This window comes from Arthrobacter sp. BG3 (assembly GCF_056680185.1).
The window spans coordinates 3,404,016-3,429,966 of the sequence record NZ_CM155270.1 but is presented as its reverse complement, the minus strand read 5'-3'; the positions used below and the strand labels follow the sequence as shown (position 1 = coordinate 3,429,966).

Here is a 25,951-nt window from a genome sequence, read left to right as displayed (position 1 = left end):
CCCTCTGGACGCTAGCCCGGGAAGGAAGGATCGATCGGTCCCTTGAGCTGCGGGGACCAGCCGCTCCCGAGTCGTTGGAAGATCCCTTCCGCGGACTGGGCGTAGATTTCCTCGGCGCCGTTGCCCGCGCTGAGCGCGGTCAGTCCCGGCCACGGCGCGAGCTGCTGCGGCGCGGACGAAGTCAGGGACAGCAGTTCGGGAGTCACGGATTCGCTCGATGAGCCCTTCATCACCGCGACGGTAGTGTCGTCCACCCACACGCCCTGGTCGGGATCGTTCGACGCCAGCAGCGTCATCGGCACGGTGAGGTCCTTGGGAGTGCCGTCCGCTGCCCGGATGATGCCCGCCACCTGGACCTTGGTCTTGCCGTTCTGCTCCGTGAGAATGAGTGCACGGGTACCCTCGCGTGATATCCGGAACTCCTTGACGGGCCGGCCGGCAAGCCAGGCCGGGGCCAGGGTCACTGCGGGGACGCTGGCGCCTTCGGCCACGCCGACAGGCCGGTAGGCGATCATTTCCGTGGCGCCGTTGGCCCCTGGCCCGGCCGACCAGACCCAGTCGTACCGGTCGAAGGACGGGCGGGTCAGGGTGGAGCGGGTGGTCAGCGCCCGGGCGGGCTGGCCGGGCACGACGGAGTACAACGTGCCGCGGGCGGCGTTGAGGAAGGCCGCGGCCTGCGAGACGGGCGATTCCGCCGGGGTGCGGGGCGCCAGGGCGGAGACGGGCTGGATGTCGGGAAGGGGCGAGACCCTGTTGTTCTCATACCGGACCAGCTCGTTGTTGCTCACGGCGATCTGGCGCGCCGGAACACTCTTGTCCCGGATCGGCGGGAGGACCGAGCCGTTGTCGTCCACCCGCACCAGGTCCTGGTTGGCCCGGAGCTCCACGTTGATGACGTCGGGCTGGCTGCGGAAGGTGAGGGCCAGCTGGGTCTGCATCCGCAGCCGGTCCTCGTTGGAGGCCTCCACGAGGTCCTTCGCCGTGAGATCCACCTGCGCGGCGCCGGAGACGACCGGGACCGATTCGCGGGCCAGCTTGATGCCGGAGGGAAAGGCACTGACGACGGCGCCCTTGAGATAGGGGGCCGGACCGCCGAGGAGGGCGCTGGTCATGGCCTTGACGGTCTTCTTCTTGATAAACCAGCGGACGTCGGGCACCGCGTAGGTAAACGTCGGGTCATAGAAGTAAATGGGATAGGCGCCGTAGATGACCTTGAATGTCTCTTCCGGGATCGCCGTGCCGTCCGGGAGTTCCGCAATGCGCCACTGACCATCCACCTGGGTCAGCGTGGCGGGAATGTTCTCCTTGGTTCCCTCCGGCAGCCGGGTCGCGACCCCGTCCACATCGACGGAGTAGGACACGTCCAGTTCGTAGTTGAAGACGTTTTCGACGCCGGTCGGCACCACTCGTGCGGCGCGGAAGACCAGCACCCGCTGGTCCGGCTTCCAGGTTACGGATGAGGCCTGTGTCAGGTATTGGCGTGCCACCGCGTAATCGTCCTCATAGCCGCTGCCGGCGAGATAGAAGTCCTCGATCACGGCCTCCGGCCCGGCGCCCTCCCGCGGCGCGGACGGGAAGAACACAGGGGCATTCTTGGGGTTCCCCGCGCTCTCGTCCGTGCTCTTTCCCACCGGGCCCGAGCGCGGGATCTGGGCGCACGACGTCAGCAGGACCAGCAGCACCGCCAGCAGCGCGGCCCCCGCGCGGCTGGCCATCTTTGAGGCACTGTTCATGGCTGCTCCTTCGTTCCGGTTCCCGCTGTTCCGGTTCCAGCTGTTCCGGCGGAGGTGGCTCCGGCATCGGCCGGACCGGGGACGCGCGGCCCGTCGTCGGGCCCGCTTCCAGCCTGGTTCCCGCCGCCGGCGCGGGGCGCCGGTGCGGGGTCCAGCAGCAGCATGGTCCGCTGACCGGCCGCGCCGTGCAGTCCGACGTCGACCGGTTCCAGCTGGAGGGGAGATTTGGTGATGGTCTCGCCCTGGCGCAGCGGGAGGGTGAGGCGGAAGTTCGCTCCGCTGCCTTTGCTTCCCCATGCCTGGAGCCAGCCGTTGTGGAGTTTCGTGTCCTCGGCAGCGATGGACAGTCCGAGGCCGCTGCCTCCCGTCGTGCGTGCCCGGGCCGGATCGGCGCGCCAGAACCGGTCGAACACGCGTGCGGCTTCCGCCGGGGCCATGCCGATGCCGTGGTCCCGGACGGCGACGGCCACGGCATGGTCGTTGGCGGCCACGGAAATATTCACCGGGCGGCCCTCGCCGTGTTCGAGGGCGTTCAGGACGAGGTTGCGCAGGATCCGGTCAATGCGGCGGTCGTCCATGTCCACGATGATGCTGCCCGCGGGCGCGTTGAGGGTGACCTGGGAGCCGTACTCGGCGGCCACCGGGGCCACGCCCTCCATCACGTGCGACACGAGCTGCACGATGTCGCCCGGTTCGGCGTCGAGCGTGGCCACGCCCGCGTCGAAGCGGGAGATCTCCAGCAGGTCCGCGAGCAGGGACTGGAACCGCTCCACCTGGTGGTAGAGCAACTCCGCGGAGCGCTTGTTGATGGGGTCGAAGTCTTCGCGAGCGTCGTAAAGGACTTCCGCGGCCATCCGCACGGTGGTGAGCGGGGTGCGCAATTCGTGGGAGACGTCGGAAACGAAGCGCTGTTGCATCTGGGACAGTGTGGCGAGCTGGGTGATCTGCTCTTGGAGGCTGGCGGCCATGTGGTTGAAGGAAGCCCCGAGCCGGGCCACCTCGTCCTCCCCCTTGACCACCATGCGTTCCTGCAGCTGCCCCGCGGCGAGCTTCTCGGAGACGAGCGCGGCGTGGCTGACCGGGCTCACGACATTCCGGGTCACGTACCAGGCCACGGCACCAATCAGGAGCGCCAGCACTGCGCCGCCGGCCAGCAGCACGTTCTGGATCTCATCGAGGGTCTTTTGCGCCGTGTTGAGGTCGTAGATCAGGTACAGCTCGTAGACCGTGCCGTTGAAGGTGACCTTGTTGCCGACGGCGATCCCGGGCCGGTCCTCGGTGCCCACGGGGAACTCCGTGGAAGCCCAGAACTGCTCCTTGCCGGATTCCTGCACGGCCTTGCGCAACTCAGGGGGAATGACGCTGATGGTGAGCTGGTCCGATGCCCGCGATTCCACCCAGCGGTTGCGGGGTTTGGTCTGTTCCGGCATTGCTTCGAAAACGTAGCGCCGCTGGATCACGGAGCCGCGTCCCTCGACGGCGTTCAGGGTGTCGTAGACGAGGGTAATGACGCTGGACTGGTCGGTCACCTGGGCGCCGTCGAATGTGTCCTGGACCTGCTTGACGTTGTACCGCGTCTCGGATTCGGCCTGGACGAGCCGTTCCTGGAACAGGTTGTTGGCAATCTGGTTGGACAGGTATGCGCCGACGACGGCGAAGGACGAGATGGCAAGCATCAGGGTCGTCAGCACGGTCCGGAACTGCAGCGACCGGCGCCATTTGCGGTGCACTAAGCGGAGCAGGTAACGGATGCCCGGGAGCAGGCGGGAGGCTCCGATGCTGACCAGCCTCGCCACCCGGACACCCACGATCCGGGCGCGTTTCACCCAGATCCGGGTGCGGAACCGGACGGCGTGCCACAGTGCCGCAGGACTGTCCGGGAGCCCGGGGCCGGGGACGGCCGGCTCCGGCGGCCCAGCCGCAGCGGCGCCGGCTTCCGTCGTGTCGGAAGCGTGCGCTGTCAAGGCCGGCGGGTGGACGTCAACTGACGCGCGGGCGGCCTGCTCCGGAGCGCCCCGTTCCAGCGGGGGGCTCACCGGACCGGTTCCGGGACGGCCGTCCGACGGCTCAGGAACCTGCTTTATAGCCGACACCACGGACCGTCAATACGACTTCGGGGGCTTCCGGGTCACGTTCGATCTTTGACCTCAGCCGCTGGACGTGGACGTTGACCAGCCGCGTGTCCGCGGCGTGCCGGTAGCCCCAGACCTGTTCCAGCAGGAGTTCCCGGGTAAAGACCTGCCACGGCTTGCGTGCCAGGGCGACCAGCAGATCGAATTCCAGCGGTGTCAGCGAAATGCGTTCGGTGCCGCGGCTGACGAGGTGTCCGGCAACGTCGATTGTGACGTCCGCAATGCGCAGCGTCTCGGGCGCCTTCTGGTCGCCGGGCCGGAGCCGGGCCCGGACGCGGGCGACGAGTTCGGCCGGTTTGAAGGGCTTGGGGACGTAGTCGTCGGCCCCGGACTCAAGTCCGCGGACCACGTCCGAAGTGTCGGCCTTGGCGGTGAGCATCACGATGGGCACGTCGGACTCGGCGCGGATCTGGCGGCAGACTTCAATGCCGTCTATGCCCGGAAGCATAAGGTCCAGCAGCACGAGGTCAGGTTTGGCGGTGCGGAAGACTTCCAGCGCCTGCCCGCCGTCAGCGCAGAAAACGGGTTCGAACCCGTCATTGCGCAGAACAATACCGATCATCTCGGCCAGCGCCTCGTCATCGTCCACTACCAGAATCCGTGCCTTCATATGTATATATTCCCTTATTGCAATGGCTTTGTCGTATTCAGCGGTGCCCCGGCATGGCGCCGCCGGCACCCGGGCGGCACATCGGCGCTCCCGCGGCCGGCCGGCCGACTGTGACAAAGCCGCGTCCGTCCCGCATGCTGTGGACAGGAACCCGTCAACCGTCCCGGCATCCCAGGAGGATCCTGTGAGCACCCCGATCTACCAGCTTGCCCTCGGCACCGACTTTGCCCGGCTGCAGCCGGAACTGCAGGAATACTTTTCCCTCGCTCCCGGCTCCGGCCACTACGGCGTCGGGGAGGGGGTGTTTGAGGTCGTCGGCTGCCGGCAGAAGTGGCTCCGTCCACTGCTGCGCCTAGCCACCGGCGAGCAGGCATTCTTCCCGGAATACGGTGAGGGCATCCGGTTCCGGATCGAGAACCACGCCCATCTGGACCCGTTCGGCCGTTCCAGCCTCACCGCCCGGCGCGAGATCTTCTTCCCGGGCACCACACGGTTGTTCCACGACACCACGAGCTTCGATGATTCCGGCAGCCGGCCGGGGCTGCTGGATTACGTCGGTCGGTACCGGCGGCTGGTCACGGACCTCAATCTCGGCGTCACCGCCGGCGGCCGGCTCCGCGGGGTCTCGGAGGCGTCGAGGCTGTTCCTCGGACCGCTGCGGATTCCCCTGCCGGCAGCCCTCGATGCCAAAGCCTACGCCGAACAGTGGTGGGCGCCGGAGGAGGGCCCGGCCGGGAAGCACCGGATCCAGGTGAAGGTGATCCAGCCGCAACTCGGGCTGGTCCTGGTCTACGCCGGGCACTTCGACTACCGGCTGGAACCGTACCCCGGCGGTGTGGCGGCCCCGGGCTACCTTCCGGACCGGGCCAGGCCGGACCGCTGGGAAGCCCGCAGCTGACGGCAGCGTTGACCCGTGCTGACCGGAGCCAGCCTTGACCGGAGCTAGCCGAGCGCGAGCTGGTTGAGGCCGTCTGCCACCTGGGTCAGCCGGGTCAGTACCGCCGTCGCGGACGACGGCGAATGCCTGGCCAGCCCGTCCGACGGCGTGATCCGCAACCCGCTGAGGGTCGGGGCGGTCAGGCCCAGCTGGCGCCACGGCCGCCAGACGGTTTCCACGACATCGGCGACGCGGGGCAGCGCCGCTGCGGGGTCGGAGACGTCGAGGGCTCCGGCCCACAGCCGTTTGCCCGACTCCACCGCGCCGGCGAGCTGTTCCCATTGCCGGGACGTGAGGGCGCGCAGGGGAACGGCGATCCCGTCCGCCCCGGCGGCCAGAATGCGGTCGAACGGCGCCTCGACTTCCGGGACGCGGATCACGACCTCGACCGCGCCGGCTGCCCGGAAGGCATCAATGACCAGCTGCCAGGAGTCGGTGGCTTCCCTGCCCGGCACGGAGCGCAGGGTCCGGTAGCCGCTGGAGGTTGGAATGGTGCCGGCCAGTACGGAGGCGATCTCGGGCTCGTCGATCTGGACCACTAACCGCGCGCCCGGGGCCGCGGAAGCCACCCGGCTGAGGTAGCTGCCGGCGCCCGCCGCCAGCGAGGCCGCAAGGTCCCGGCGGGCTCCATGGTCGATCAGGGCCCGCTCGCCGTTGTGCAGGTGCAGGCCCGCAGCGAGGCTGAGCGGACCACGGAGCTGGATCTTGATGTCCTGCGCCGGGGTGTCCTCGGCGCCGATCACGTCGGCGAGGATGTTGATGTCGGTGGACAGGGCTGAACGGGCGCGCCGCAAGTCCTTGCCCGGACGGTCCACGATCCGCCAGCCGTACGGCTGCACGTCCACGGAAAGGTCCACCAGCAGGGAAGCTGTCCGGCCGAGCGCGTCGGAGCCGACACCCCGGTCCGGCAGCTCGGCAAGGAAGGGCAGGTGCGGACTGCCGAGCTCGCCGCGGATGATGCGTGCAGCCTCGACGGGGTCCTCGCCGGGCCAGGTGCCCAGGGCAGTGGCGGTGACCTCGTCGGGCCCGGCCGCCTGTGGTGTGGCCACGGCTAGGCGGAGGCTGAGACGGCCGGGCCCGCGGGACCGGGCACCCGGCCGGCGGTCCGGGCGGAATCTGCTGCCTGGGTATCGGCGGCCAGCGTCGCCTCGTGGTCCTCGGCTATGGCCTCGTGGTGCCGGATGACCTCGCCGATGATGAAGTTCAGGAACTTCTCAGCGAAGGCCGGGTCCAGGTGGGCCTCGGCGGCGAGCCTGCGCAGCCTCGCAATCTGGGCCGTCTCCCGGCCGGGGTCACCGGCGGGAAGCTTGTGGGTTGCCTTCAGGAATCCGACCTTTTGGGTCGCCTTAAACCGCTCGGCGAGAAGGTAGACAAGGGTGGCATCGATGTTGTCAATGCTGGAGCGGATCGACAACAGCTCCGCCATCACCGCGGGATCCACCTGACCGGCCAGCGAGCTGGCCCCGGGGTCAAAGGAATCGGCGTCGGGATGAGTATGGTTCTGCTCGGTCATGGACCCAGTCTAGGGGCACCGGCGCTAATGACTTCTGCTGTTAAGCGCTGCCGGCGGGGCCTCCGCACCGCAGGCCACGGCCGCACCAAGGGACATGCCCACCGTTCCCCGGGAACGGTGGGCATGTCCCTTCGGTGTGCGCCGAGGGCGGTCAGTTGTGGAGTACCTCGCGGAAGGCCTCGCGGCGTCGGGCCTGCTCGTCCGGGTCCGGAACCGGCAGCGAGGCGATGAGCTTCTTCGTGTAGCTGTGCTGCGGGTTGCCCATCACCTGGTTCCCGAGCCCCTGTTCCACCATCTTGCCCTTGTAGAGCACGCCGACCCAGGTGGAGAGGATGTCCACCACGGCGAGGTCATGGCTGATGAACAGCGCCGCGAACCCGAACTCCCGCTGGATCTCCTTGAAGAGCTCCAGCACCACGGCCTGCACGGAAACATCCAGCGCCGACGTCGGCTCATCAGCGATGAGCAGCTTCGGGTTAAGGATGAGCGCCCGCGCCAGGGACGCGCGCTGCCGCTGGCCGCCGGAAAGTTCGTGCGGGAACCTGTCAGCGTACGACGCCGGCAGCTGCACTGACTCGAGCAGCTCGCGCACGCGCTGGCGCGCCTCGGCCGGCGTGGGGTTGCCGTGGATGACGAGGGGCTCGGCGACGCAGTCGCCTATGGTCAGCTGGGGGTTGAAGGACGCCGCCGGGTCCTGGAAGACGAAGCCGATCTCCTTGCGGAGCGGCTTGAAGGTGCGCTCCTTGAAGTTCAGCATTTCGTAGCCCAGCACCTTGAGGCTGCCGCCCGTGGTCCGGTTGAGCCCGGCGATCGCCCGGCCGATGGTGGTCTTGCCGGAACCCGATTCCCCCACGAGGCCGAAGACTTCGCCTTCGGACACCGTGAAGCTGACGCCGTCGACGGCTTTGAAGGCCGGACTGCCCAGCCGTCCCGGATACTCGATGGTCAGGTTCTTTGCCTCGACCAGCACCTTCCCGCCCTGGTGGGCGCGTTCGGTCATGCCTTCGGAGGCGGAATTTCGGCCCAGGTGCGGGACGGCGGCGAGGAGCTTCTTGGTGTAGTCCTCCCGGGGCTGGGCGAACAGCACCCGGGCGGATGCTTCCTCCACGACGTCGCCCTGGTACATGACCACCACGCGGTCGGCGAGGTCGGCGACAACGCCCATATTGTGCGTGATCAGCACGATGGACGTCCCGTACTTGTCGCGCAGGTCGCGCAGCAGCTCCAGGATCTCGGCCTGGACGGTGACGTCCAGGGCGGTTGTGGGCTCGTCGGCCACGATCAGACCGGGGTTCAGGGCCAGCGCGGCGGCAATCACGACGCGCTGCTTCTGGCCGCCGGAGAACTGGTGCGGGTAGTAGTTGACCCGCGTTTCCGGGTCCGGGATGCCGACCTTCCGGAGGGCATCGATGGCGCGGGCCTTGGCATCCTTGGCGGAGATCTTCTTGCCGCTGCCGGTGTCGGCATGCGCCCGGATGCCTTCGGCAATCTGCCAGCCCACGGTGTAGACCGGGTTGAGCGCCGTCGACGGTTCCTGGAACACCATGGCGACGTCGCGGCCGCGGATCTGCCGCAGTTTGGCCGCGCTGACGCTGATGACGTTGTTGCCGTTGATCAGGACGGCACCCTGGCTGGTGGCCGTTTCCGGCAGCAGGCCCAGGATGGTCTTTGCGGTCACGGTCTTCCCGGAGCCCGATTCGCCGACGATGGCGACAACCTCGCCGGGATTGACTTCGAGGCTGACGTCCTTGACGGCGAAGACGTCGCCGCCGTCCGTCGCGAACGTGACCTTGAGGTTCTCGATGTCCAGGACGGGGCCGGAGCCGCCGGCCTGACGGTCTGAAATGGAGCCGATGTTGGTGCTCATGAACTGCTCGATTCTGCTTCAGGGGCGCCCTGCACGCCGGCGGTCGGGGCGGGGCCGGGGGCGGAAACCTTTTTACTCCCGGCCTTCTTGCGGCCCCTGAGCCGTGGATCGTTCAGATCGTTCATGCTTTCACCGACCAATGTCAGCCCCAGCACGGTCAGGACGATCGCCGTACCGGGGAAGACGCCGGTCCACCAGATGCCCGAGGAGGCGTCAGCCAGGGCCTTGTTGAGGTCGAAACCCCACTCGGCGGCGGAGGACGGTTCGATGCCGAACCCCAGGAAGCCGAGTCCGGCAAGGGTCAGGATCGCCTCGGAGGCATTCAGCGTGAAGATCAGCGGCAGCGTGCGGGTTGCGTTCTTGAAGATGTGGCGGCCCATGATGCGGATGCTGGAGGCACCCACCACCTTGGCTGCCTCGACGTATGGTTCCGCCTTCAGCCGGATCGTCTCGGCACGGATCACGCGGAAGTACTGCGGGACGAACACCACGGAGATGGAGATGGAACAGGCAATGATCCCGCCCCAGAAACTGGACTGGCCGTGGTTGATGACGATTGACATCACGATGGCCAGCAGGAGTGAGGGGAAAGCGTAGATCGCGTCCGCGATCACCACGAGCGTCCGGTCCAGCCAGCCGCCGAAGTAGCCGCTGAGCAGCCCCAGTGCGACGCCGAGGAAGATCGACATCGCCACGGCGACGACGATCACGACCGCCGCTGTCTGGGCTCCCCAGATCACCCGGGAAAAGACGTCGTAGCCACCTACCGTGGTACCCCAGATATGGGTCGCGCTGGGGTATGCCTGTGCCGGGAAGGTCCCGGAGGCATCGCTGAGCTGGGCAAAGCCGTAGGGGGCGATCACCGGTGCCAGCGCCGTCGTCAGCAGGAAGGCGACGGTCAGCACCAGGCCGGTGACGAGCATGCCGCGCTGCAGCCCGACGCTCTTGCGGAAGTGCGAGATCACCGGCAGGCGGTACATGAGGGGCTGCTTGCGCCCGCTTGTTGTAGTTGCAGTCATGGCTAGTACCTCACTCGCGGGTCGATCAGGGCGGCGACGACGTCCACGATGAAGTTCGTGATGGCAACGATGACCGCCAGCAGCACGACGATGCCCTGGACAGCGACGAAGTCGCGGGAGTTCAGGTACTGGACGAGCTGGTAGCCGAGGCCCTTCCACTCAAACGTGGTCTCCGTGAGGACTGCGCCGCCGAGCAGGAGGGCAATCTGGAGTCCCATGACCGTGATGATCGGGATGAGGGCGGGCTTGTAGGCATGCTTGGTCACGAGCCGGAAGTTGCTCACGCCGCGGGACCTGCCGGCCTCGACGTAGTCTTTGCCCAGCGTGCCGATGACGTTGGTGCGCACCAGCCGGAGGAAGACACCTGCTGTCAGCAGGCCCAGGGTCACTGCCGGCAGGACCGAATGGGCCGCGACGTCACCGAACGCGGCCATGTTGCCGCTCCGGAGCGCATCGAGCCAGTAGATCCCGGTCGGCGCGGCCAGGGTTCCCAAGGCCAGTTCGGTCCGGGTGGAGGCCCGTCCTGCGACGGGCAGCCAGCCGAGCCAGATCGAAAAGGTCAGCTTCATCAGCAGTCCGGCGAAGAACACCGGGGTGGCGTAGCAGAGGATGGCGAAGAACCGCAGGACGGCGTCCGGCACCTTGTCGCGTTTGTAGGCGGCGATGAGGCCGAGCGGGATGCCGACGATCAACGCCACGACGAGGGCGTTGACGGCCAGTTCAAGGGTTGCCGCGCCGAAGGTGGCGAGCATTTCAACGACGGGCCGGCGGTCGGTAATGGTGGTGCCGAAGTTGCCGGTCGCCACCTGGCCGACGTATTCCAGATACTGCACCAGGATCGGGCGGTCGTATCCGGCGTCGTGAATGCGCTGCGCCAGCGCTTCAGGGGGAAGCCTGCCGCCCTGGGCGGCGGTGATGGGGTCGCCGATGACCCGCATCAGGAAGAAGACCATGGTCACCAGAATGAAAATGGTCGGAATGATCAGGAAGAAACGGACCAGGATGTAGGTCCCCAGTCCCCCGCCCGAGGGTTTTTTCTTGGACGGAAGGAGTCCGTCGGCGTCGCTGGGCGGCGCCTCTATCAGTGTTGTCATTGGTACCTAAAATTGTGCTTTCGCGGCCATGGGCCGGCCCCGTGAACTGCAAGGTGCGTCAATGACCAGCAAAGGCGGGGCGCCTCGAGGGCGCCCCGCCTCGCAGGCTGGTCAGAACCGCAGAACTGCAGCCTTACTTGGAAACAGTTCCCAAACGGAACTTGAAGGAGGCATCGAGGGTGGTGTCGACACCCTTGACGCCGCTGCCGGAAATGGCAACCTGCGCGCCCTGGAGCAGCGGAAGCGTGGAGATGTCCTTGGCGAGGGCATTCTGGGCATCCTTGATCGTGGACTCGCGCTCAGTCTTGTCCACGGTGGTGAGCTGCTTGTTGATCAGCTCGTTGACGGTGGGGTTGTTGTAGTGGTTCTTCAGGAAGCCGCCTTCCGGGAAGAACGGCGTCAGGTAGTTGTCGGCGTCGCTGAAGTCCGGGAACCAGCCGAACTGGAACAGCGGGTACTCATCGGCGCGGCTGGCCTTGCTGTAGGTGACCCATTCCGTGGACTGCAGGTTGACCTTGAACAAACCGGACTTCTCCAGCTGGTCCTTGATCATGGCGTATTCGTCGCCGGAGGACTTGCCGTAGTGGTCCGGGTTGTACTGCAGGTTCAGCGACACGGGGGACGTGACACCGGCGTCGGTCATGACCTTCTTGGCCTTGTCCAGGCTGGGATTGCCGGCGTCGCCGTAAGCGTCCTTGAACGATTCGTTGGCACCGAGGAAACCGTTGGGAACGTTGGAGTACAGGGGCAGGTAGGTGCCCTTGTAGACCTGGTCCGCGATGGCCTGGCGGTCAACGAGGTTGGCGATGGCCTGCCGGACGGCCGTCGCCTTGGCCGGATCGGCGTCCGCAGCCTTGGCGCCGAACGGCATGGTGTCGAAGTTGAACGTGATGTAGCGGATTTCGCCGCCGGGGCCCACGTTCACCTTGACCTTGGAGTCCTTCTTCAGGTCATCGATGTCGGTGGCGCTCAGGCTGCGGTTGGCCACGTCGATGTTGCCCTGCTGGATGTCCAGCTTCATGTTCGTGGGATCCGCGTAGTACTTGATCGTGGCGCCGTCGTTGGCCGGCTTGCCGAGGACCCCCTTGTAATCGGCGAAGGCCTTGAAGCTGATCAGTTCGTTCTTCTTGTACGAGTCGATCGTGTACTGGCCATAGAAGGCCTTCGCCGCAACGATCGAGTCGTCATCAAGCAGCTTGTCCGCCGGGAAGACTTCATCGTCCACGATCGGTGCGGCCGGGCTGCTGAGGATCTGCGCGAAGGTCTGGTCGTTGGCAAGCTTCAGTTTGAAGACAACGGTGTTGGCGTCCGGGGCGCTGACGCTGTCCACGTTGGCCAGCAGGCTCGCAGGGCCGGCGGGATCGTTGATCTTGGTCTGCCGGTCGAAGGAGAACTTGACGTCCTTGGAGTCGAGCGTGTGACCGTTGGCCCACTTGAGCCCGGACTTGAGCTTGACCGTGTATTCGGTCGGCGACGTGAAGGACGCAGACTCGGCCAGGTCCGGAACGGGTTCCGCGCTGCCTGGTTTGGAGTTGAGCAGGAAGGAGTAGATCTGGTTCATCACCATGAACGAACCGTCGTCGTATGACCCTGCCGGGTCCAGGGCGGTGACCTTGTCGGTGGTGCCATAGGCGATTGGACCGCTTGCGGCGGCTGATGACCCGCCAGAGCCGCCGGACGGCCCGGTGCAGGCCGTCAGTGCAAAGGCGGAAACCCCGGCCAGCGCGATAACGCCCTGCCAGGCCTTTTTGTTCATTGCCATCTGTGAACTTTCTGTTCGATGCGTTCCAGCGCAGCCCGAGGTGAAACGGTGACTCGCCGGGCGGCACGCTTTACTGATTCCTAGATTCAACCAGACGATCGGCCGGTGAAACGTTGAATTTTGTGAGTTGAGACACAAAATTTACACGAACCGAAGGATTCTGCCATTTTCTTCAGCATTCCATCCGGATCTTCGGCCAGATACAGCGCCACCGGCCGCATGCCCGACGATCGGGCGCACGGCCGCCGGCTGTGGCGTACACCCGACAAAGGGCCCCGCCTCCCGGCGGGACCCTTCTCGCGATTCGGTTGTGGCGCTCGGCTAGAGCGCGGCCCGCTGCAGCGAACGCGCCGCGTCGATCGTGGCCTGTCCCAGCACCCGGCTCCCCTGGTACAGCACCACGGTCTGCCCGGGGGCCACTCCGCGCAGCGGCTCTTTCAGGGTCACCACAAGGTTGCCGTGCCCGGCGGTGCCGGCACCGGCGCCGCCACTGCCGCCGTCGCCTGCGTCCGGGCCTTCCATGCGTGCCGTGGCGGGCACGGGGTCGCCGTGGGCGCGGACCTGGGCGTAGCAGTCGAACTCCCCGCCGGTGTGCACCTCGGCGATGGGCAGGCCGGCCCAGGAGACCTTGATGCCGCGGATCTCGTCGATGGCCAGGAGCGCTTCCGGCCCCACCACCACTTTGTTTTCCTTCGGCCGGATTTCCAGCACAAAGCGCGGTTTGCCGTCGGCGGCCGGGGTGCCCAGCTTCAGGCCGCGGCGCTGGCCCACCGTGAAGGCATTGGCGCCGGGGTGCTCGCCGACCTTCGCGCCGGACTCGTCCACGATGTCGCCAGTGGTCATCTCGATCTTCTCGGCCAGCCAGCCGGCCGTGTCACCGTCCGGGATGAAGCAGATGTCATGGCTGTCCGGCTTGTTCGCGACGGAGAGCCCGCGGCGTTCGGCTTCCGTGCGGACCTCGGCCTTGGAGGGCGTGTCAGCGAGCGGGAACATGGAGTGCTTGAGTTGCTCATGGGTGAGCACGCCCAGAACGTAGCTCTGGTCCTTGGCCCAGTCCGCGGCGCGGTGCAGTTCCGGGTTGCCCTCGGCGTCGGTGATCACCTTGGCGTAATGGCCGGTGCAGACGGCGTCGAACCCGAGGGCGATCGCCTTTTCCAGCAGCGCGGCAAACTTGATCCGCTCGTTGCAGCGCATGCACGGGTTGGGGGTGCGCCCCGCGGCGTATTCGTCGATGAAGTCCTGGACCACGTCTTCCTTGAAGCGCTCCGAGAAGTCCCACACGTAGTACGGAATTCCGAGCACGTCGCAGGCCCGCCAGGCGTCGCGCGAGTCCTCGATGGTGCAGCAGCCGCGGCTGCCGGTGCGCAGGGTTCCGGGCATCCGGGAGAGCGCGAGGTGGACGCCGACGACGTCGTGTCCCGCCTCGACGGCGCGGGCTGCGGCAACGGCGGAATCGACGCCGCCGCTCATGGCTGCAAGAACTCGCATACTGACTTTCGTTGGGGGTCGGTGGTTGTGGCCGGCACCGGCTGCTGCTGGCCGCGGAAAGATCACGAGCGGAGAGCACAATGCCTGCCGCCCCATTCTATCGCCACGCCGATTCCACACCCAAAAGACCTTGACCGCCCGGCACGGAAATTCTAAAGTCAAAAGTAATGGTTTTAGATTGGCTGCCGTGGCAGGCGGGTCCGGATGGGGCGGCAGCCCGAGGAATCGAGCAGAGCATGGCCAGCGAAAACATCGTGATCGTGGGCGGCGGACTTGCCGGCGCCACCGCCGCCAAGACGCTCCGGGCGCAGGGCTACGGCGGGCCGGTGATCCTGCTGGCAGCCGAGCGGCACCATCCCTACCTGCGCCCGCCCCTGTCCAAGGACTACCTGCTGGGCAAGGCCCCCGAGGAGGACCTGCCCGTGGTTCCGGCCGACTGGTGGGCGGCAAACGGCGTCGAAGTACGGCTGGGCGCCCCCGTGACGGGGATAGATCCTGCCGCCCGCACCGTGGCGGCTGGGGATGGCCCGGGGCTGGAGTATGCCTCGCTGCTGCTGGCCACCGGGGCACGCCCCCGGCAGCTTCCGCTGCCCGGCAGCGAGCTGGCGGGGGTGGGCACCTTCCGCACGGTGGACGACAGCCGGCGCCTTCGCGAGGCTTTGGCTGGCGGCGGCAGGAACCTCGTCATGATCGGTTCGGGCTGGATCGGGATGGAGCTGGCCGCGGCGGCGAGCGCCTATGGAAATTCCGTCACGCTGTTGGGGCTGGAGGACGTGCCGCTGACCGCCGCGGTCGGGCCCGAGCTGGGGGGCTTCTTCCGTTCGCTGCACGAATCCCACGGCGTCCGGTTCCGGCTTCCGGCCTCGGCTGCAGAGATCAGGGGCCAGTCTGGCCGGGTCACCGGTGTGGTGACGGATTCCGGGGAGGTCCTGCCTGCGGATATCGTGATCATCGCCGTGGGCGTGGTCCCCGAGGTGTCGCTGGCCGAAGCGGCGGGCATCGCTCTGCGGAATGGCATTCTCACGGACGCGTCGCTGCGGACCTCCACAGCCGGCATCTATGCGGCAGGGGACGTCGCCAACGCCCTGCATCCCTTTACCGGCGCGCACCACCGCAGCGAGCACTGGTCCAATGCCCTCAACGGCGGGAAGGTGGCGGCCCGGGCGATGCTCGGCCTGGACGCGGCGCTGGACGCGGTCCCCTACTTCTACACCGACCAGTTCGATGTCAGCATGGAGTATTCCGGCTTCCCGTCACTCGTCGCGGGGCCGCCCACGATTCGCGGCTCGCTGGAGGGAAAGGAATTCCTTGCGTTCTGGCAGCGCGACGGCCGGGTGGTCGCGGGGATGAGCGTCAACTGGCCGGGCTCCGGCAGGCCCCAAAAGACCATTAAGCAGCTCATCTCCGCGAAGACCGTGGTGGACTCCCGCGCCCTGGCCGACCGGGATGTCCCGCTGGATCAGCTCCTGCCGGCCGGGTAACTGTTGCCGGCGGGCCCGTGCCTAGTTTGTGCCGCCGGCAGCGTGGCGGGCGACGGTTCCGGCAGTCTGGATGCTGGACTCGTGCCCGGCCATGCCGGCCTGCCGTGCGCGGGTGTAGGCGCCGGGCAGGGCTGCCAGGAGCGCGTCGACGTCGGCCCCGGTGGAGGCATGCCCGAGGCTGAAGCGCTGGGCGCCGCGGGCCGTAGCCTCGTCCAGTCCCATTGCCAGCAGCACGTGGGAGGGCCGCGGAACTCCGGCCGTGCAGGCGGAACCGGTGGAGGATTCCACCCCGGCCAGATCCAGCAGGAAGAGCAGCGAATCGCCTTCGCAGCCGGGAAAGGTGAAGTGCGCGTTGCCGGGCAGCCGTCCGGCCCCGGGAGCGCCGCGCAGCACGGCGTCGGGCACCGCCGCCAGCACGCCGTCGATCAGCCGGTCCCGAAGCGCGGTGATGCGCGCAGCCTCCTGCGGAAGTTTGGCCGCGACGGCTTCGGCCGCAGCGGCAAAGGCGGCGATGGAGGCGGTGTCCAGGGTTCCGGAGCGGACGTCCCGTTCCTGTCCCCCGCCATGCTGGACCGGGGTCAGTTTCACGGCGCGTCCCAGCAGCAGGGCGCCAACGCCGACCGGGCCGCCGATCTTGTGCCCGGAAATGGACATGGCGTCGAGCCCGCTGGCCCGGAAATCCACGGGCACCGAGCCGAACGCCTGGACGGCATCGGAATGCACCGGGACGCCGGCCCGGTGCGCCAGTTCGACGATATGCGCGATGGGCTGGATGCTGCCCACTTCGTTGTTGGCCCACATCACCGTGACCAGGGCGATCGACGCCGGGTCACGGGAGAGCTCCGCCTCCAGCACTGCCAGGTCCACGACGCCGTCTGCGTCCACCGGAAGCCAGCAGACCTCGGCGCCTTCGTGCCGCTCGAGCCACTCCGCGGTGTCCAGCACGGCATGGTGTTCGACGGCGGAACACAGGATGCGCGTGCGGGCAGGGTCCCCGGCCCGACGGGCCCAGTACAGGCCCTTGACGGCGAGGTTGTCGGCTTCGGTTCCGCCCGAAGTAAAAATGACCTCGGAGGGGTGCGCCCCCGCGGCCGCTGCCAGCGACTCGCGGGCGTCCTCGACCGAGCGCCGGGCGCTCCGGCCCGATCCGTGCAGCGAGGAGGGGTTGCCGGTCCGGCCCAGTTCGCGGGTCAGCGCGGCCAGGGCCTCCGGGGCAAGGGTGGTCGTTGCGGCATGGTCAAGGTATACGGGCACAGGGCAATTCTACCTGCGGGCGTGCCGCGGCACTGGTGTAGATTCGAGCGGTGAAAGCGCCCCTGTACCTGGTCCTGGCCACCCTCTTCTGGTCCGGCAATTTCGTCGTCGGCCGGGCCGCTCTCACCTCGATGTCCCCGCTGGACCTGACGTACTGGCGCTGGACTTTCGCGGCCGTGCCGCTGCTGCTGCTGGCCCACTTCGCCGAAAAGCCGGACTGGCGGGCGGTGCTGAGCCGCTGGCCGGCGCTGCTGCTCCTGAGCGCGCTGGGCATGAGCGCCTACACTCTCCTGCTGTACGCGGCGCTCGGCCACACCTCCGCCGTCAACGCCTCCCTGATCACCGCGGCCAGCCCGGCCCTGATCGTGGTGATGGCGATCGTCCTGCTCGGGGAAAAGTCCACACGCCTGGGCTGGGCGGGCATCTGCCTCGGCCTGCTCGGAGTGCTGCTGGTGCTGACCCGGGGCGAACTGCAGCGCGTCTTCAGCCTGTCGATTAACACCGGCGAGCTCATGATGATCGGCGCGATCTTCGTCTGGGGCTGCTACACGATCATCGCCCGCAGGCTCGACATCCCTGCCATCACCTCCACCGCCATGCAGGTCCTGATTGCGTCCGTCACGCTGACGCCGTTCGCCCTCGCCCTGGATGTGCGCCTGCCCGAGACTCCGGCCGAGGGCTGGTCACTGGCGTACATCGTGGTCTTCCCCTCCCTGGGCGCCTACCTGTTCTGGAATCTGGCTCTGAAAACCACCCCGCCGGGAACCGCAGGGAACTACCTGAACCTGATCGTCGTCTTCACCGCAGTCATCACGGTGACCCTGGGCACCCCGCTCACCCTCGTCCAGATCGTGGGCGGCGCCCTGGTGATCGCAGGCGTGCTGCTGACCGGGACGAAAATTCGGGTCAAGGCCCAGGAGCCCGCAGCCCCGGGCCGGGTCCCCTAGGTAGGCCGCCGGACCCGTCCGCCGTGCCAGTCTGCCGGACCCGTCTGCCGGACCCGTCTGCCGGACCTGGCCCCTTAGGCGCCAGGCCCCTTAGGCGCCGGGCCCCTGCGGGCCGATCCTCGCGCAGCACTGCGCCGGCCGTGCGGCCCCCTGCGAGCGCAGGTCCTCGATGGCGAGAGCCTGGACCCGGTCCGGATCGATGCCGCAGCCGGCCGCGGCCCCCGCGAGGAAGGCGCCGTTCATGGCGCAAACCACATCGGCGTGGCCCTCAGCGATCCGGTGGAACGGGCAGTTGAGCAGCACGAGGCCTCCCTCGGCATCGGCTTCCGGGCGGTAACCCTCCGCGGCGAGGAACTCCTCAAATCCGCCGCCCGCCGCTGCCGACCGGGCGCCTGCCCGCCCCGGCGCTTTCTGCAGGGCCCGGGCCTGCGCCTGCCCCCGGGCATGGGCGGTGCGCAACAGCGCATCACGGGCGGAACCACCGTCGGCCGCTGACTCCTCGATGGCCGAAACCAGCAGCTCGGCGGCGAGGTCGTAGTTCCGGTCCGGCACCGACGCGGCGACCTCCCTGACGGCGGCCAGATACAGCTTGGCCGGGCGGCCCGAACCCGGCCCGCTCCTGCCGCCAAGTTTCCGGAATTCCACGGCCAGGAGCCCGTCCTGCACCATCCGGTCCAGATGGAAGGACGCCGTACTCCGGGGAAGCCCAAGGGCACCCGCGGCATCGTCACGGCTGACGGCGGACCCGGAGGCGGCGACGAAATCGAACAGCTTCCGGCGGCTCTCATCCCCCAGTGAGGCGACGGCCGCCATCCTGCGGTTCCATGGGGCTCGGATCATGAATTTAGCTTATCTCTAAAAACAAGATTCGTTGCTTAAGTGGCCGAAGCCTTCTAAAATCAAGATATCAACTTTTAGAAGGAGTCATCATGAAATCCTCTGCAGTCCTCGGCACCCCAGCCAGCTCCCTTGCCTCGGCTCCCCAGCGGCAGGCCTTCCTGCTGCTGCGGACCGTCTTCACCGTCGCACCGGTGATCTTTGGCCTGGATAAGTTCACCAACCTGCTCACCGACTGGACCATGTATCTGGCGCCCGCGGTCACCGCCGTTGTGCCGCTGCCCGCGCAGACGCTCATGTACGTGGTCGGTGTGGTGGAGATCGTCGCCGGTGTGGCGGTGGCGGTGAGGCCGCGGTTCGGCTCGCTGCTCGTGGCCGTATGGCTCCTTGGCATCATCCTGAACCTCCTCATCCTGGGCAGCTTCTTCGACGTGGCCCTGCGCGATTTCGGCCTGCTGGTCGCTGCGCTGGCGCTGAATCGGCTCTCGCCGGCGAAAGCCCGCTGAGCCGGGAGGATCAGCCGCAGCCCGGGGCCCGGCAACGGTTGCCGTGAGACAGCGGTTCGAACCGCTGGAGCCGCCGGTGAAGTCAGTCCGCCGGCGGCTCCAGCCGGTGAAGTCGGCCGGTGAAGTCAGTCCGCCGGCGGTACGGCGGCGAGGCGGGCCCCGACGTCGGCCCGTGCCTCCGCGAGTGTGGCGGCGTCCGGGCAGGAGACGGAGATGTAGACGGAGGAGCCTGCCTTGCTGAACATCCGGGCGTAGATGGCTGTTGCCCGTGCTCCCGCAGAAGCTCGATTCACGAGCACCAGCACCTCGACGCGCGGGCCGGGCTGGTCGGCCGCGCCGCCCCAGCGCAGGGTATCCGTCGTGAGGTAGGAGGGCAGGATGCTCGGGTCCAGGTACTGCAACAGCGCCGCAGTCGAGGCGCTGTCATCCCCGCGGACAGCGAGCGCACCCTGGTTCGTCCGGACCCTGCCCCAGGCAAGGCAGCCGTCTGCTTTGACGTATTCGCTTCCGCCGGCAACATCCTGTTGGCCGGCCTTCCACCCAGGGGACTCGCGGAGCCCGTCGGAGAGCTGGACGGGCACGCCGTCCGCCAGGGTGTCGCCGGCGGCGAAGGGCATGTCCTTCGCCGCGACCGCCGCGGAGTCGTGGCCCGGGGTGACGGTCGGGGAAGCAAGCGTCGGAGTCGCCGGAGCTGCAGCGGGTGCGGCGGCGGGGTCCGGAATGCCGACGCTGCACCCGGCCAGCGCGAGGGCAAGCGTGAGCGCCAGGAACGCGCTGCCCGCCGGGTGCACACGGCAGGCTTGGCGGGAACGGCAGCAAGGACCCGCCGTTGGCGTCGCGCCGGTTTCCCGTTTGCTTCCCATGCCCCGCTCCGCCCCAATCCGCCATGCCGTTCCGCGTTCCCGCCCGGGCCTCCGCACGATTCTAGACTCCCGCCGTGAAGGCATCGCCCAATGCCGCCTTCTCACCGGGCCAAATCCGGCCGCGCCCTGCCGGCCATACCCTGCCGGCCCGCGGGTCAGGCCAGGACACGGACCGCCCCGGGAACCACCTCGATGGTGAGGGGCAGCGGACCGATCCGTTCACCGTCGGCGTAGGCCACCACCTTGTCCGCCGACAGTTCGACCTTGCGGACCCGCCGGATCTGCACGGCCGGATGCCCGAGGTGGCCGCCGGAAAAGACCTTCGGAAAGACTTTCAGCAAGCCCACCCGGGACAGCGGGCCGACAATGAAAAGGTCCAGGTAGCCGTCGTCCAGCACGGCGTCAGGCGTGACCTTCATGCCGCCGCCGATCGATTGGCCGTTGGCGACGGAAATGAGCATGGCCCCCTGCCGCCAGCTCTCGCCGTCGGCCGTCACGGTGTAGCTGATCGGCCGGAACGAGGCGAGTTCGCGGAGCATGGCGAGGTTGTAGCGGGCCTTGCCCCGGGGCCACCGCCAGGCGTTGGCCCGTTCATTGACAGCCGCGTCGAACCCGGCGGACAGCACTCCGGCAAACCAGCAGGACATCCCCTCGGCTGAGACACGTCCGGCGTCGATCAGCCTGCCGCCGGCGGCCAGGGCCTTGAGCACCCCGGCACAGGCGCCGGGCAGATCGTGCGCCGGCACGCCGAGCGCCCGGGCCATGTCGTTTCCTGTGCCGGTCGGGACAATCCCCAGCGGGACCGCACCGTAGGGCATGCCCGATCCGGCGAGCGCGTTGACGCCAAGGTGGACCATTCCGTCACCGCCCACCATGACGAGGGCATCCACCCCGGAGGCCAGTGCCTTGTCCGCTGCCCGCGCCAGCGCGGCATAGCTTTCCTCGCAGAGCAGGACAACGTCCGCGCCGGCCGCCCGGAACAAGTCCGCGGCCTCATCGCCGGCATGCCGCCCGCGGCCAAAGGAGGCCCGCGGATTGACGGCAACGGCGATAATCATGCGCTGAATTATGCCAGCCATCGGGAACAATCAGTGCCGGTGCGCTCGTTGTTCCCCTAGCCGGTTAAACTGGCCACGCCGGACGTCCAGGATGGGCTGGCACCATCTACGCAAAGGATTCTTGCTTGACGCAGGGCAGCAGCTCGCATTACCAGGTCCTCCGGATCCCGGTGACGGCGACGGACAAGGAAATCAAGGTGGCCTACCGCAAGGCCGCCCGCACCGCGCACCCCGACCACGGCGGCGACCCCGCCGCCTTCCGCCGCGTCACGCTCGCCTACGAGACGCTGATCGACGCCAAAAGCCGGGCGGACTACGACCGGTCGTACGGCAGCGGACGCGGCGCCTTCACCGCTCCGGATGCCGGCGAGGGGGCCCACTTTGATGCCCCGGCGGCCGGCAGCCGCGCGTCCGCCAACGTCCGGCGACCGAATACGCCCCGCAATACCGCGGCCGATGCCCCTGTCTACGTCCCACCCTTCGAGCAGTACGCCCGGACGGGCGAGGTGCCGCTGATCCCGGAGGACCTGGCCCGCCAGCAGGTCCACGGCCTGCCCCGCAAGCGGGGAATCTTCGGGGCGGAGGCCAGGATCCAGCGGGAGATGCGGACAGTTCAGCTCATCAGCAGGCAGATCCTGCCCGCCATTCCGGCGGCGCGGCTCATCAACGGCCTGCAGTCTCCGGCAGACAACAGCCACATCGACCATGTGGTGCTCTCCGGCTACCGCATGGCAATCATCGGCTCCATGCTCCTGCCGCCCGGCGCCTACGCCTGGAACGGCAGCGCCCTGACCCACGGCGGCCGTTCAATCGCCCCGCCCCAGCTGGCCCACGTCGTCCGCCGCATGCAGGACATCTTCCCGGAACTCAACGTCACCGGCTGGACCGTGGTCCACAGCACCGACGGGAACCTGCACGAACCGGTGATCGACCGGCACCGCCGCTCCGGCGGGCACGAGACCGTCCAGGTGGTCAACGCCGCCGGGCTGGCGCGCGGACTCAAGCAGTTCCTGAGTTCCGGCCCGGCCCCCAACACCGTCATTGTTCCCGTACTCGCCCGGCTGCTGCGCGGGATGCACTAGCCGGCTGGCTAGGATGGAACAGTGTTCCGCATCCTCTTCCACACCCCAGAAATCCCCGGCAATACCGGCAATGCCATCCGGCTGGCTGCCATCACCGGCGCCGAGCTGCACCTGGTCGAGCCCCTGGGCTTCGATTTCTCCGACGCCAAGCTGCGCCGGGCCGGCCTTGACTACCACGACCTCGCGGTAGTCACCGTGCACCGCGACATCGACGCAGCGTGGGCTGCCCTGGCCCCGGAGCGGGTCTTCGCGTTCACGTCCGACGGCGAAACCTCCTACACGGACATCAGCTACCGGCCCGGCGACGTGCTGCTGTTCGGCCGCGAGTCCGACGGCCTGCCCGAGGCACTCAAACACGACCCCCACGTCACGTCCCGGGTCCGGCTGCCCATGCTGCCCGCGCTTCGCTCGCTGAACCTTGCGAACGCCGCCTCCATCGCCGTCTATGAAGCCTGGCGCCAGAACGGATTCGCCGGCGCCAGGCTGTAGCCGCCGCAACTTTTTCCGCGGCCCGCCCATCCGGTTCCCCGGCTGTCCCGAATCACTCGTGAAGCCCAATGCGGGAAGCGGGCGCCGGGAACGGGGAAAGGAGCGAGGAGCGGCAGGTGACTACAGTGCAGGTGGACCGACGTCCAGCCGGTCGGATTGTGGGCGGCCACGCCCCGGGAGCAGCCGTTCCTGACCCTTGTTCGGCGACGGGCACCTTATGCTTGAAGGTGATGGAAACTCCCAACGCCCCGAACCCCGAGGCCGCTGCTCCCCCAGGCACCCCAGCCGACGTAAACCGCCGGCTCGGCGCGCTGCTCGAACAGATTGCCCGCGGCGACCAGGCGGCCTTCGCGGAATTCTATGAACTCACGTCGCGGCGTGTCTTCGGCATGGCCCGGCGGGTCCTGATCGACGTGGAACTCAGCGAGGACACCACCCAGGAAGTCTTCCTCCAGGTCTGGCAGAACGCCTCCAAGTTCAACCCCGAAGCCGGCAGCCCGCTCGCCTGGCTTATGACCATCTCGCACCGCCGGGCCGTGGACAAGGTCCGCTCCTCGCAGTCCTCCACGGACCGGGAAGCGAAGTACGGTGCCAGCAGCCAGGACATCGACCATGACTCCGTCTCCGACGAGGTCGGCAGCCGGCTTGAGGCCGAGGCGGTGGTGCGGTGCCTGGAGACGCTGACCGACACACAGCAGGAATCCGTGCGCCTTGCCTACTACGGCGGCCTCACCTACCGGGAAGTCGCAGAGAAGCTCAATGCTGCGGTACCCACCATCAAGTCCCGCATCCGCGACGGACTGATCCGACTGAAGACCTGCCTGGGGGTGAGTTGAGATGACCGACATGAACGCACAGAACAACTCCCGTGTCCCCGGCGGCTTTGCGGCCGACATCGCCACCGACCTGGCCTCGGGACGCGCTGCTGACCTCGCCGAGGTCTATGCCCTGAACGCCGTGGACGACGCCGAGCGGGCCGCCATCGACGCGTACCTCGCCTCGGCTCCGGCGGCAGAACACGCCGCCTTTGACGTCCGCGTCCGCCAGGCCCGCGAGACGCTCGCCACCAGTTTCACCGCCGAGGAGGAACCGCCGGCAGGCCTGCTGGACCGGATCATGGCGTCCCTGCCGGCCCAGGAGTCGGCCGCCGGGCCGGGAGTGCACCCGGGACAGGCGCCGGCGGCGGTCCCGCCCGTCGTGGCCCGGCCTGTCCGTGAGCCCTCCGGGCTCTCCGTCACCGACGACCTGAGCGCTGCCCGCAAGCGCCGGGACGAACGACGCCGGCCGCAGGGAATGCGCAACTGGCTGGTCGGCGTCGCTGCCGCTGCCATCATTGCCCTGGGCGGAGTCGGCGTCGGCGCCTACGTGGCAAACCAGAACGATCCGCTGAACCAGGTGCTGCAGGCCGGCGACGTGAAGCAGGCGACAGTCAATGTTGCCGGCGGCGGCACGGCCACCGTGTCCCTCTCAACCTCCAGGGACGCGATAGTCGTCAAGATGAATGACGTCCCGGCACCGCCGCCCGGCAAGGTCTACCAGATGTGGCTGATCCCCAAGGACGGCTCAGCCCCGGTGTCCCAGGGCCTGATGGACGCCGAAGCGCTGTCCAAGCCGGCTGTGGTCAAGGGCGTCAGCACCGCCGCAGCCCTGGGCATCACGGTGGAGCCCACCGGGGGCTCGGCGTCGCCGACCACGCCGGCCGTAGCCGAGGCCCCGCTGGGCGCCTAGCGCCGGAACCGCGAAGCAACGAAGCCGCGCAGGCCTTGAACCCCCAGAAGGTTCAAGGCCTGCGCGGCTTGTGGTTTAAGGCCCGGGCTGACGCCGTAGCGGCGGGGCACCGGTCGGACCCGGGCCCGGTCAGATGACGAGCGACAACAGCATGATGAAGCCGAAGCTGACCACGGAAATCAGCGTCTCCATCACCGACCAGGTCTTGAACGTCTGGCCGACCGTCAATCCGAACAATTCCTTGACCAGCCAGAACCCGGCGTCATTCACATGCGAGAGGAACAGCGAGCCGGCGCCGATCGCGAGGGCCAGCAGCGCAGCGTGGGTCGGGCTGAGCGAACTGGCCAGCGGTGCGACGATTCCCGCGGCCGTCACCGTCGCCACGGTGGCGGACCCGGTGGCCAGGCGCAGCGCGACGGCCACGATGAAGCCCAGCAGCAGGACGGACATGTTGCTGCCCTCGGCCCACTTCTTGACCGAATCGCCGACGCCGGCACCGATCAGGGTCTGCTTGAAGCCTCCTCCGGCGCCCACGATCAGCATGATCCCGGCGATGGGGCCCAGACTCGCGCCGATCTTGGACGTGATCTTGCTGCCCGTGAAGCCGACGGCGTAGCCGAAGGTGAACATGGCGAGCAGCACAGCCAGCGTCATGGCGACGAGCGGCTGGCCGACGAAATCGAAGAAGGTCCGGATCCCCGGGGCGGTCGCGGCGTCGGGCCAGATGATGTCCATGACCGCTTTGAGGAGCATCAGCACCACCGGGAAGATGATGGTCAGCAGCGTGACGAGGAAGCTCGGCCGGCGCTTGACGCCTTCCAGGTCCGCGCCGTGCACGGTGTCGATGCCACCCGCGACGGCAGGGGCGCCGACGGGAACCCATTTCGCGGCCAGCCGGGAGAACAGCGGACCGCAGATGATGACCGTGGGGATGGCGACGAGGAGGCCCAGCGCCAGCGTGGTGCCGAGCTCAGCCTTGACGGCGCTGATCGCGATCAGTGGTCCCGGGTGCGGAGGCACCAGACCGTGCAGCACGGACAACCCGGCCAGCGCCGGAATGGCAATGCGCATGAGGGGCATTTTGGAGCGCTGGGTCACCAGTACGATGACGGGCAGCAGCAGCACGAGACCGATTTCGAAGAACATCGGCAGGCCGATGATCACCGCCACGAGGGTGATGGACCACACGAGCTTCTGGCCGGTGGCTTTGGCCAGCAAGGTGTCCACGACCCGGTTGGCTCCGCCGGAGTCTGCCAGCAGTTTGCCGAGCATGGCTCCGAGCGCGATCAGCAGGCCGACTTCCTTCAGGACGCCGCCGACTCCGTCTTCGAAGTTCTTGATGACCAGGGCCGGTTCCACCCCGGCGGCGAGGCCGACGAAGGCCGAACCGAGAATGAGGGCCAGGAAGGGGTGCAGCTTGAACTTGGTGATAAGCACCACGATGAGTGCGATGCCCAGGCCCGCGACCACCACGAGGCGGGTGTCAAAACCGGTCCAGGCCTCGAGGGCAGCGGGAAGCTGCATGACTGACAGAGAATTCACAAAGATGTT

General features: G+C 67.9%; 23 protein-coding genes. 8 read left to right on the top strand and 15 right to left on the bottom strand.

Annotated elements, in window-relative coordinates:
- Positions 1-11: 11 nt before the first annotated feature.
- From AC1MFL_RS15415 to mtrA, 3 genes are all read right to left on the bottom strand, one after another.
- The gene (locus tag AC1MFL_RS15415) at positions 12-1,733 is read right to left on the bottom strand and encodes an LpqB family beta-propeller domain-containing protein (protein WP_479810843.1); all 1,722 of its coding nucleotides are present in this window, start codon (positions 1,731-1,733) and stop codon (positions 12-14) included.
- The gene (gene mtrB, locus AC1MFL_RS15410; protein WP_479815505.1) at positions 1,730-3,595 is read right to left on the bottom strand and encodes an MtrAB system histidine kinase MtrB; all 1,866 of its coding nucleotides are present in this window, start codon (positions 3,593-3,595) and stop codon (positions 1,730-1,732) included. Before mtrB ends, AC1MFL_RS15415 begins: the two co-directional genes overlap by 4 nt.
- Before the next feature lie 205 nt (positions 3,596-3,800).
- On the bottom strand, positions 3,801-4,475 hold the full coding sequence (mtrA, locus tag AC1MFL_RS15405) for an MtrAB system response regulator MtrA (protein WP_479810841.1): 675 nt from the start codon (positions 4,473-4,475) through the stop codon (positions 3,801-3,803).
- A 184-nt stretch (positions 4,476-4,659) separates the two neighbouring features.
- On the opposite strand from mtrA, the gene AC1MFL_RS15400 reads away from it, so the two are divergent.
- A complete protein-coding gene (locus tag AC1MFL_RS15400) occupies positions 4,660-5,373 on the top strand; it encodes a DUF4166 domain-containing protein (protein WP_479810839.1) in 714 nt (237 codons plus the stop codon).
- A 44-nt stretch (positions 5,374-5,417) separates the two neighbouring features.
- Here the strand turns inward: AC1MFL_RS15400 and AC1MFL_RS15395 are convergent, their stop codons facing one another.
- From AC1MFL_RS15395 to mnmA, 7 genes are all read right to left on the bottom strand, one after another.
- The gene (locus AC1MFL_RS15395) at positions 5,418-6,461 is read right to left on the bottom strand and encodes a uroporphyrinogen decarboxylase/cobalamine-independent methonine synthase family protein (RefSeq protein ID WP_479810837.1); all 1,044 of its coding nucleotides are present in this window, start codon (positions 6,459-6,461) and stop codon (positions 5,418-5,420) included.
- A 2-nt stretch (positions 6,462-6,463) separates the two neighbouring features.
- Complete coding sequence (locus tag AC1MFL_RS15390; protein WP_479810835.1) at positions 6,464-6,925, bottom strand: chorismate mutase; 462 nt, start codon at positions 6,923-6,925, stop codon at positions 6,464-6,466.
- Positions 6,926-7,076: 151 nt separating this feature from the next.
- Positions 7,077-8,792: an ABC transporter ATP-binding protein gene (locus tag AC1MFL_RS15385; protein ID WP_479810833.1), complete on the bottom strand. Its 1,716-nt coding sequence runs from the start codon at positions 8,790-8,792 to the stop codon at positions 7,077-7,079.
- The gene (locus AC1MFL_RS15380) at positions 8,789-9,811 is read right to left on the bottom strand and encodes an ABC transporter permease (RefSeq protein ID WP_479810831.1); all 1,023 of its coding nucleotides are present in this window, start codon (positions 9,809-9,811) and stop codon (positions 8,789-8,791) included. The genes AC1MFL_RS15385 and AC1MFL_RS15380 overlap by 4 nt, the downstream gene beginning before the upstream one ends.
- A gap of 2 nt (positions 9,812-9,813) precedes the next feature.
- Positions 9,814-10,905: an ABC transporter permease gene (locus AC1MFL_RS15375; RefSeq protein WP_479810829.1), complete on the bottom strand. Its 1,092-nt coding sequence runs from the start codon at positions 10,903-10,905 to the stop codon at positions 9,814-9,816.
- Positions 10,906-11,038: 133 nt separating this feature from the next.
- A complete protein-coding gene (locus AC1MFL_RS15370) occupies positions 11,039-12,667 on the bottom strand; it encodes an ABC transporter substrate-binding protein (RefSeq protein WP_479810827.1) in 1,629 nt (542 codons plus the stop codon).
- A 321-nt stretch (positions 12,668-12,988) separates the two neighbouring features.
- Positions 12,989-14,137 (bottom strand): tRNA 2-thiouridine(34) synthase MnmA, encoded by a 1,149-nt coding sequence (mnmA, locus tag AC1MFL_RS15365; RefSeq protein WP_479815503.1) that lies wholly within the window; start codon positions 14,135-14,137, stop codon positions 12,989-12,991.
- A gap of 254 nt (positions 14,138-14,391) precedes the next feature.
- Here mnmA and AC1MFL_RS15360 point away from each other — a divergent pair, with 254 nt between their 5' ends.
- A complete protein-coding gene (locus AC1MFL_RS15360; RefSeq protein WP_479810825.1) occupies positions 14,392-15,636 on the top strand; it encodes an NAD(P)/FAD-dependent oxidoreductase in 1,245 nt (414 codons plus the stop codon).
- Between the two features lie 21 nt (positions 15,637-15,657).
- Here AC1MFL_RS15360 and AC1MFL_RS15355 read toward each other — a convergent pair whose 3' ends face one another.
- Positions 15,658-16,890: a cysteine desulfurase family protein gene (locus AC1MFL_RS15355; RefSeq protein WP_479810823.1), complete on the bottom strand. Its 1,233-nt coding sequence runs from the start codon at positions 16,888-16,890 to the stop codon at positions 15,658-15,660.
- Positions 16,891-16,940: 50 nt separating this feature from the next.
- On the opposite strand from AC1MFL_RS15355, the gene AC1MFL_RS15350 reads away from it, so the two are divergent.
- A complete protein-coding gene (locus tag AC1MFL_RS15350) occupies positions 16,941-17,837 on the top strand; it encodes a DMT family transporter (protein ID WP_479810821.1) in 897 nt (298 codons plus the stop codon).
- A gap of 90 nt (positions 17,838-17,927) precedes the next feature.
- Here AC1MFL_RS15350 and AC1MFL_RS15345 read toward each other — a convergent pair whose 3' ends face one another.
- Positions 17,928-18,677, bottom strand: a complete 750-nt coding sequence (locus AC1MFL_RS15345) for a helix-turn-helix transcriptional regulator (protein WP_479810819.1) — start codon at positions 18,675-18,677, stop codon at positions 17,928-17,930.
- An 89-nt stretch (positions 18,678-18,766) separates the two neighbouring features.
- Here AC1MFL_RS15345 and AC1MFL_RS15340 point away from each other — a divergent pair, with 89 nt between their 5' ends.
- Positions 18,767-19,180, top strand: a complete 414-nt coding sequence (locus AC1MFL_RS15340; RefSeq protein ID WP_479810817.1) for a hypothetical protein — start codon at positions 18,767-18,769, stop codon at positions 19,178-19,180.
- 125 nt (positions 19,181-19,305) lie between these two features.
- Here AC1MFL_RS15340 and AC1MFL_RS15335 read toward each other — a convergent pair whose 3' ends face one another.
- Both AC1MFL_RS15335 and AC1MFL_RS15330 read right to left on the bottom strand, forming a co-directional pair.
- A complete protein-coding gene (locus tag AC1MFL_RS15335; RefSeq protein WP_479810815.1) occupies positions 19,306-19,971 on the bottom strand; it encodes a hypothetical protein in 666 nt (221 codons plus the stop codon).
- 227 nt (positions 19,972-20,198) lie between these two features.
- Positions 20,199-21,101, bottom strand: a complete 903-nt coding sequence (locus AC1MFL_RS15330) for a diacylglycerol/lipid kinase family protein (RefSeq protein WP_479810813.1) — start codon at positions 21,099-21,101, stop codon at positions 20,199-20,201.
- A gap of 125 nt (positions 21,102-21,226) precedes the next feature.
- Between AC1MFL_RS15330 and AC1MFL_RS15325 the strand changes: the two genes are divergently transcribed.
- The 4 genes from AC1MFL_RS15325 (at position 21,227) to AC1MFL_RS15310 (ending at position 24,400) form a co-directional block, all read left to right on the top strand.
- Positions 21,227-22,183 (top strand): J domain-containing protein, encoded by a 957-nt coding sequence (locus tag AC1MFL_RS15325; protein WP_479810811.1) that lies wholly within the window; start codon positions 21,227-21,229, stop codon positions 22,181-22,183.
- A gap of 21 nt (positions 22,184-22,204) precedes the next feature.
- Positions 22,205-22,672 carry a tRNA (cytidine(34)-2'-O)-methyltransferase gene (locus AC1MFL_RS15320; RefSeq protein WP_479810809.1) on the top strand — a complete coding sequence of 156 codons (468 nt, stop codon included), beginning with the start codon at positions 22,205-22,207 and terminating at the stop codon, positions 22,670-22,672.
- A 230-nt stretch (positions 22,673-22,902) separates the two neighbouring features.
- A complete protein-coding gene (gene sigK, locus AC1MFL_RS15315; protein WP_479810807.1) occupies positions 22,903-23,508 on the top strand; it encodes an ECF RNA polymerase sigma factor SigK in 606 nt (201 codons plus the stop codon).
- A 10-nt stretch (positions 23,509-23,518) separates the two neighbouring features.
- Complete coding sequence (locus tag AC1MFL_RS15310; protein WP_479810806.1) at positions 23,519-24,400, top strand: anti-sigma factor; 882 nt, start codon at positions 23,519-23,521, stop codon at positions 24,398-24,400.
- A gap of 129 nt (positions 24,401-24,529) precedes the next feature.
- Here the strand turns inward: AC1MFL_RS15310 and AC1MFL_RS15305 are convergent, their stop codons facing one another.
- Entirely contained in the window at positions 24,530-25,924 is a 1,395-nt protein-coding gene (locus AC1MFL_RS15305; RefSeq protein WP_479815501.1) for a GntT/GntP/DsdX family permease, read from the bottom strand.
- Positions 25,925-25,951 lie beyond the last annotated feature (27 nt).

Bases quoted from the DNA above. Each gene is read 5' to 3' on its own strand.
- AC1MFL_RS15415 (WP_479810843.1), bottom strand. From the start codon at position 1,733: ATGAACAGTGCCTCAAAGATGGCCAGCCGCGCGGGGGCCGCGCTGCTG.
- mtrA (WP_479810841.1), bottom strand. From the start codon at position 4,475: ATGAAGGCACGGATTCTGGTAGTGGACGATGACGAGGCGCTGGCCGAG.
- AC1MFL_RS15390 (WP_479810835.1), bottom strand. From the start codon at position 6,925: ATGACCGAGCAGAACCATACTCATCCCGACGCCGATTCCTTTGACCCC.
- AC1MFL_RS15385 (WP_479810833.1), bottom strand. From the start codon at position 8,792: ATGAGCACCAACATCGGCTCCATTTCAGACCGTCAGGCCGGCGGCTCC.
- AC1MFL_RS15380 (WP_479810831.1), bottom strand. From the start codon at position 9,811: ATGACTGCAACTACAACAAGCGGGCGCAAGCAGCCCCTCATGTACCGC.
- AC1MFL_RS15375 (WP_479810829.1), bottom strand. From the start codon at position 10,905: ATGACAACACTGATAGAGGCGCCGCCCAGCGACGCCGACGGACTCCTT.
- AC1MFL_RS15370 (WP_479810827.1), bottom strand. From the start codon at position 12,667: ATGGCAATGAACAAAAAGGCCTGGCAGGGCGTTATCGCGCTGGCCGGG.
- mnmA (WP_479815503.1), bottom strand. From the start codon at position 14,137: ATGAGCGGCGGCGTCGATTCCGCCGTTGCCGCAGCCCGCGCCGTCGAG.
- AC1MFL_RS15360 (WP_479810825.1), top strand. From the start codon at position 14,392: ATGGCCAGCGAAAACATCGTGATCGTGGGCGGCGGACTTGCCGGCGCC.
- AC1MFL_RS15345 (WP_479810819.1), bottom strand. From the start codon at position 18,677: ATGATCCGAGCCCCATGGAACCGCAGGATGGCGGCCGTCGCCTCACTG.
- AC1MFL_RS15340 (WP_479810817.1), top strand. From the start codon at position 18,767: ATGAAATCCTCTGCAGTCCTCGGCACCCCAGCCAGCTCCCTTGCCTCG.
- AC1MFL_RS15330 (WP_479810813.1), bottom strand. From the start codon at position 21,101: ATGATTATCGCCGTTGCCGTCAATCCGCGGGCCTCCTTTGGCCGCGGG.
- sigK (WP_479810807.1), top strand. From the start codon at position 22,903: ATGGAAACTCCCAACGCCCCGAACCCCGAGGCCGCTGCTCCCCCAGGC.
- AC1MFL_RS15310 (WP_479810806.1), top strand. From the start codon at position 23,519: ATGAACGCACAGAACAACTCCCGTGTCCCCGGCGGCTTTGCGGCCGAC.
- AC1MFL_RS15305 (WP_479815501.1), bottom strand. From the start codon at position 25,924: ATGCAGCTTCCCGCTGCCCTCGAGGCCTGGACCGGTTTTGACACCCGC.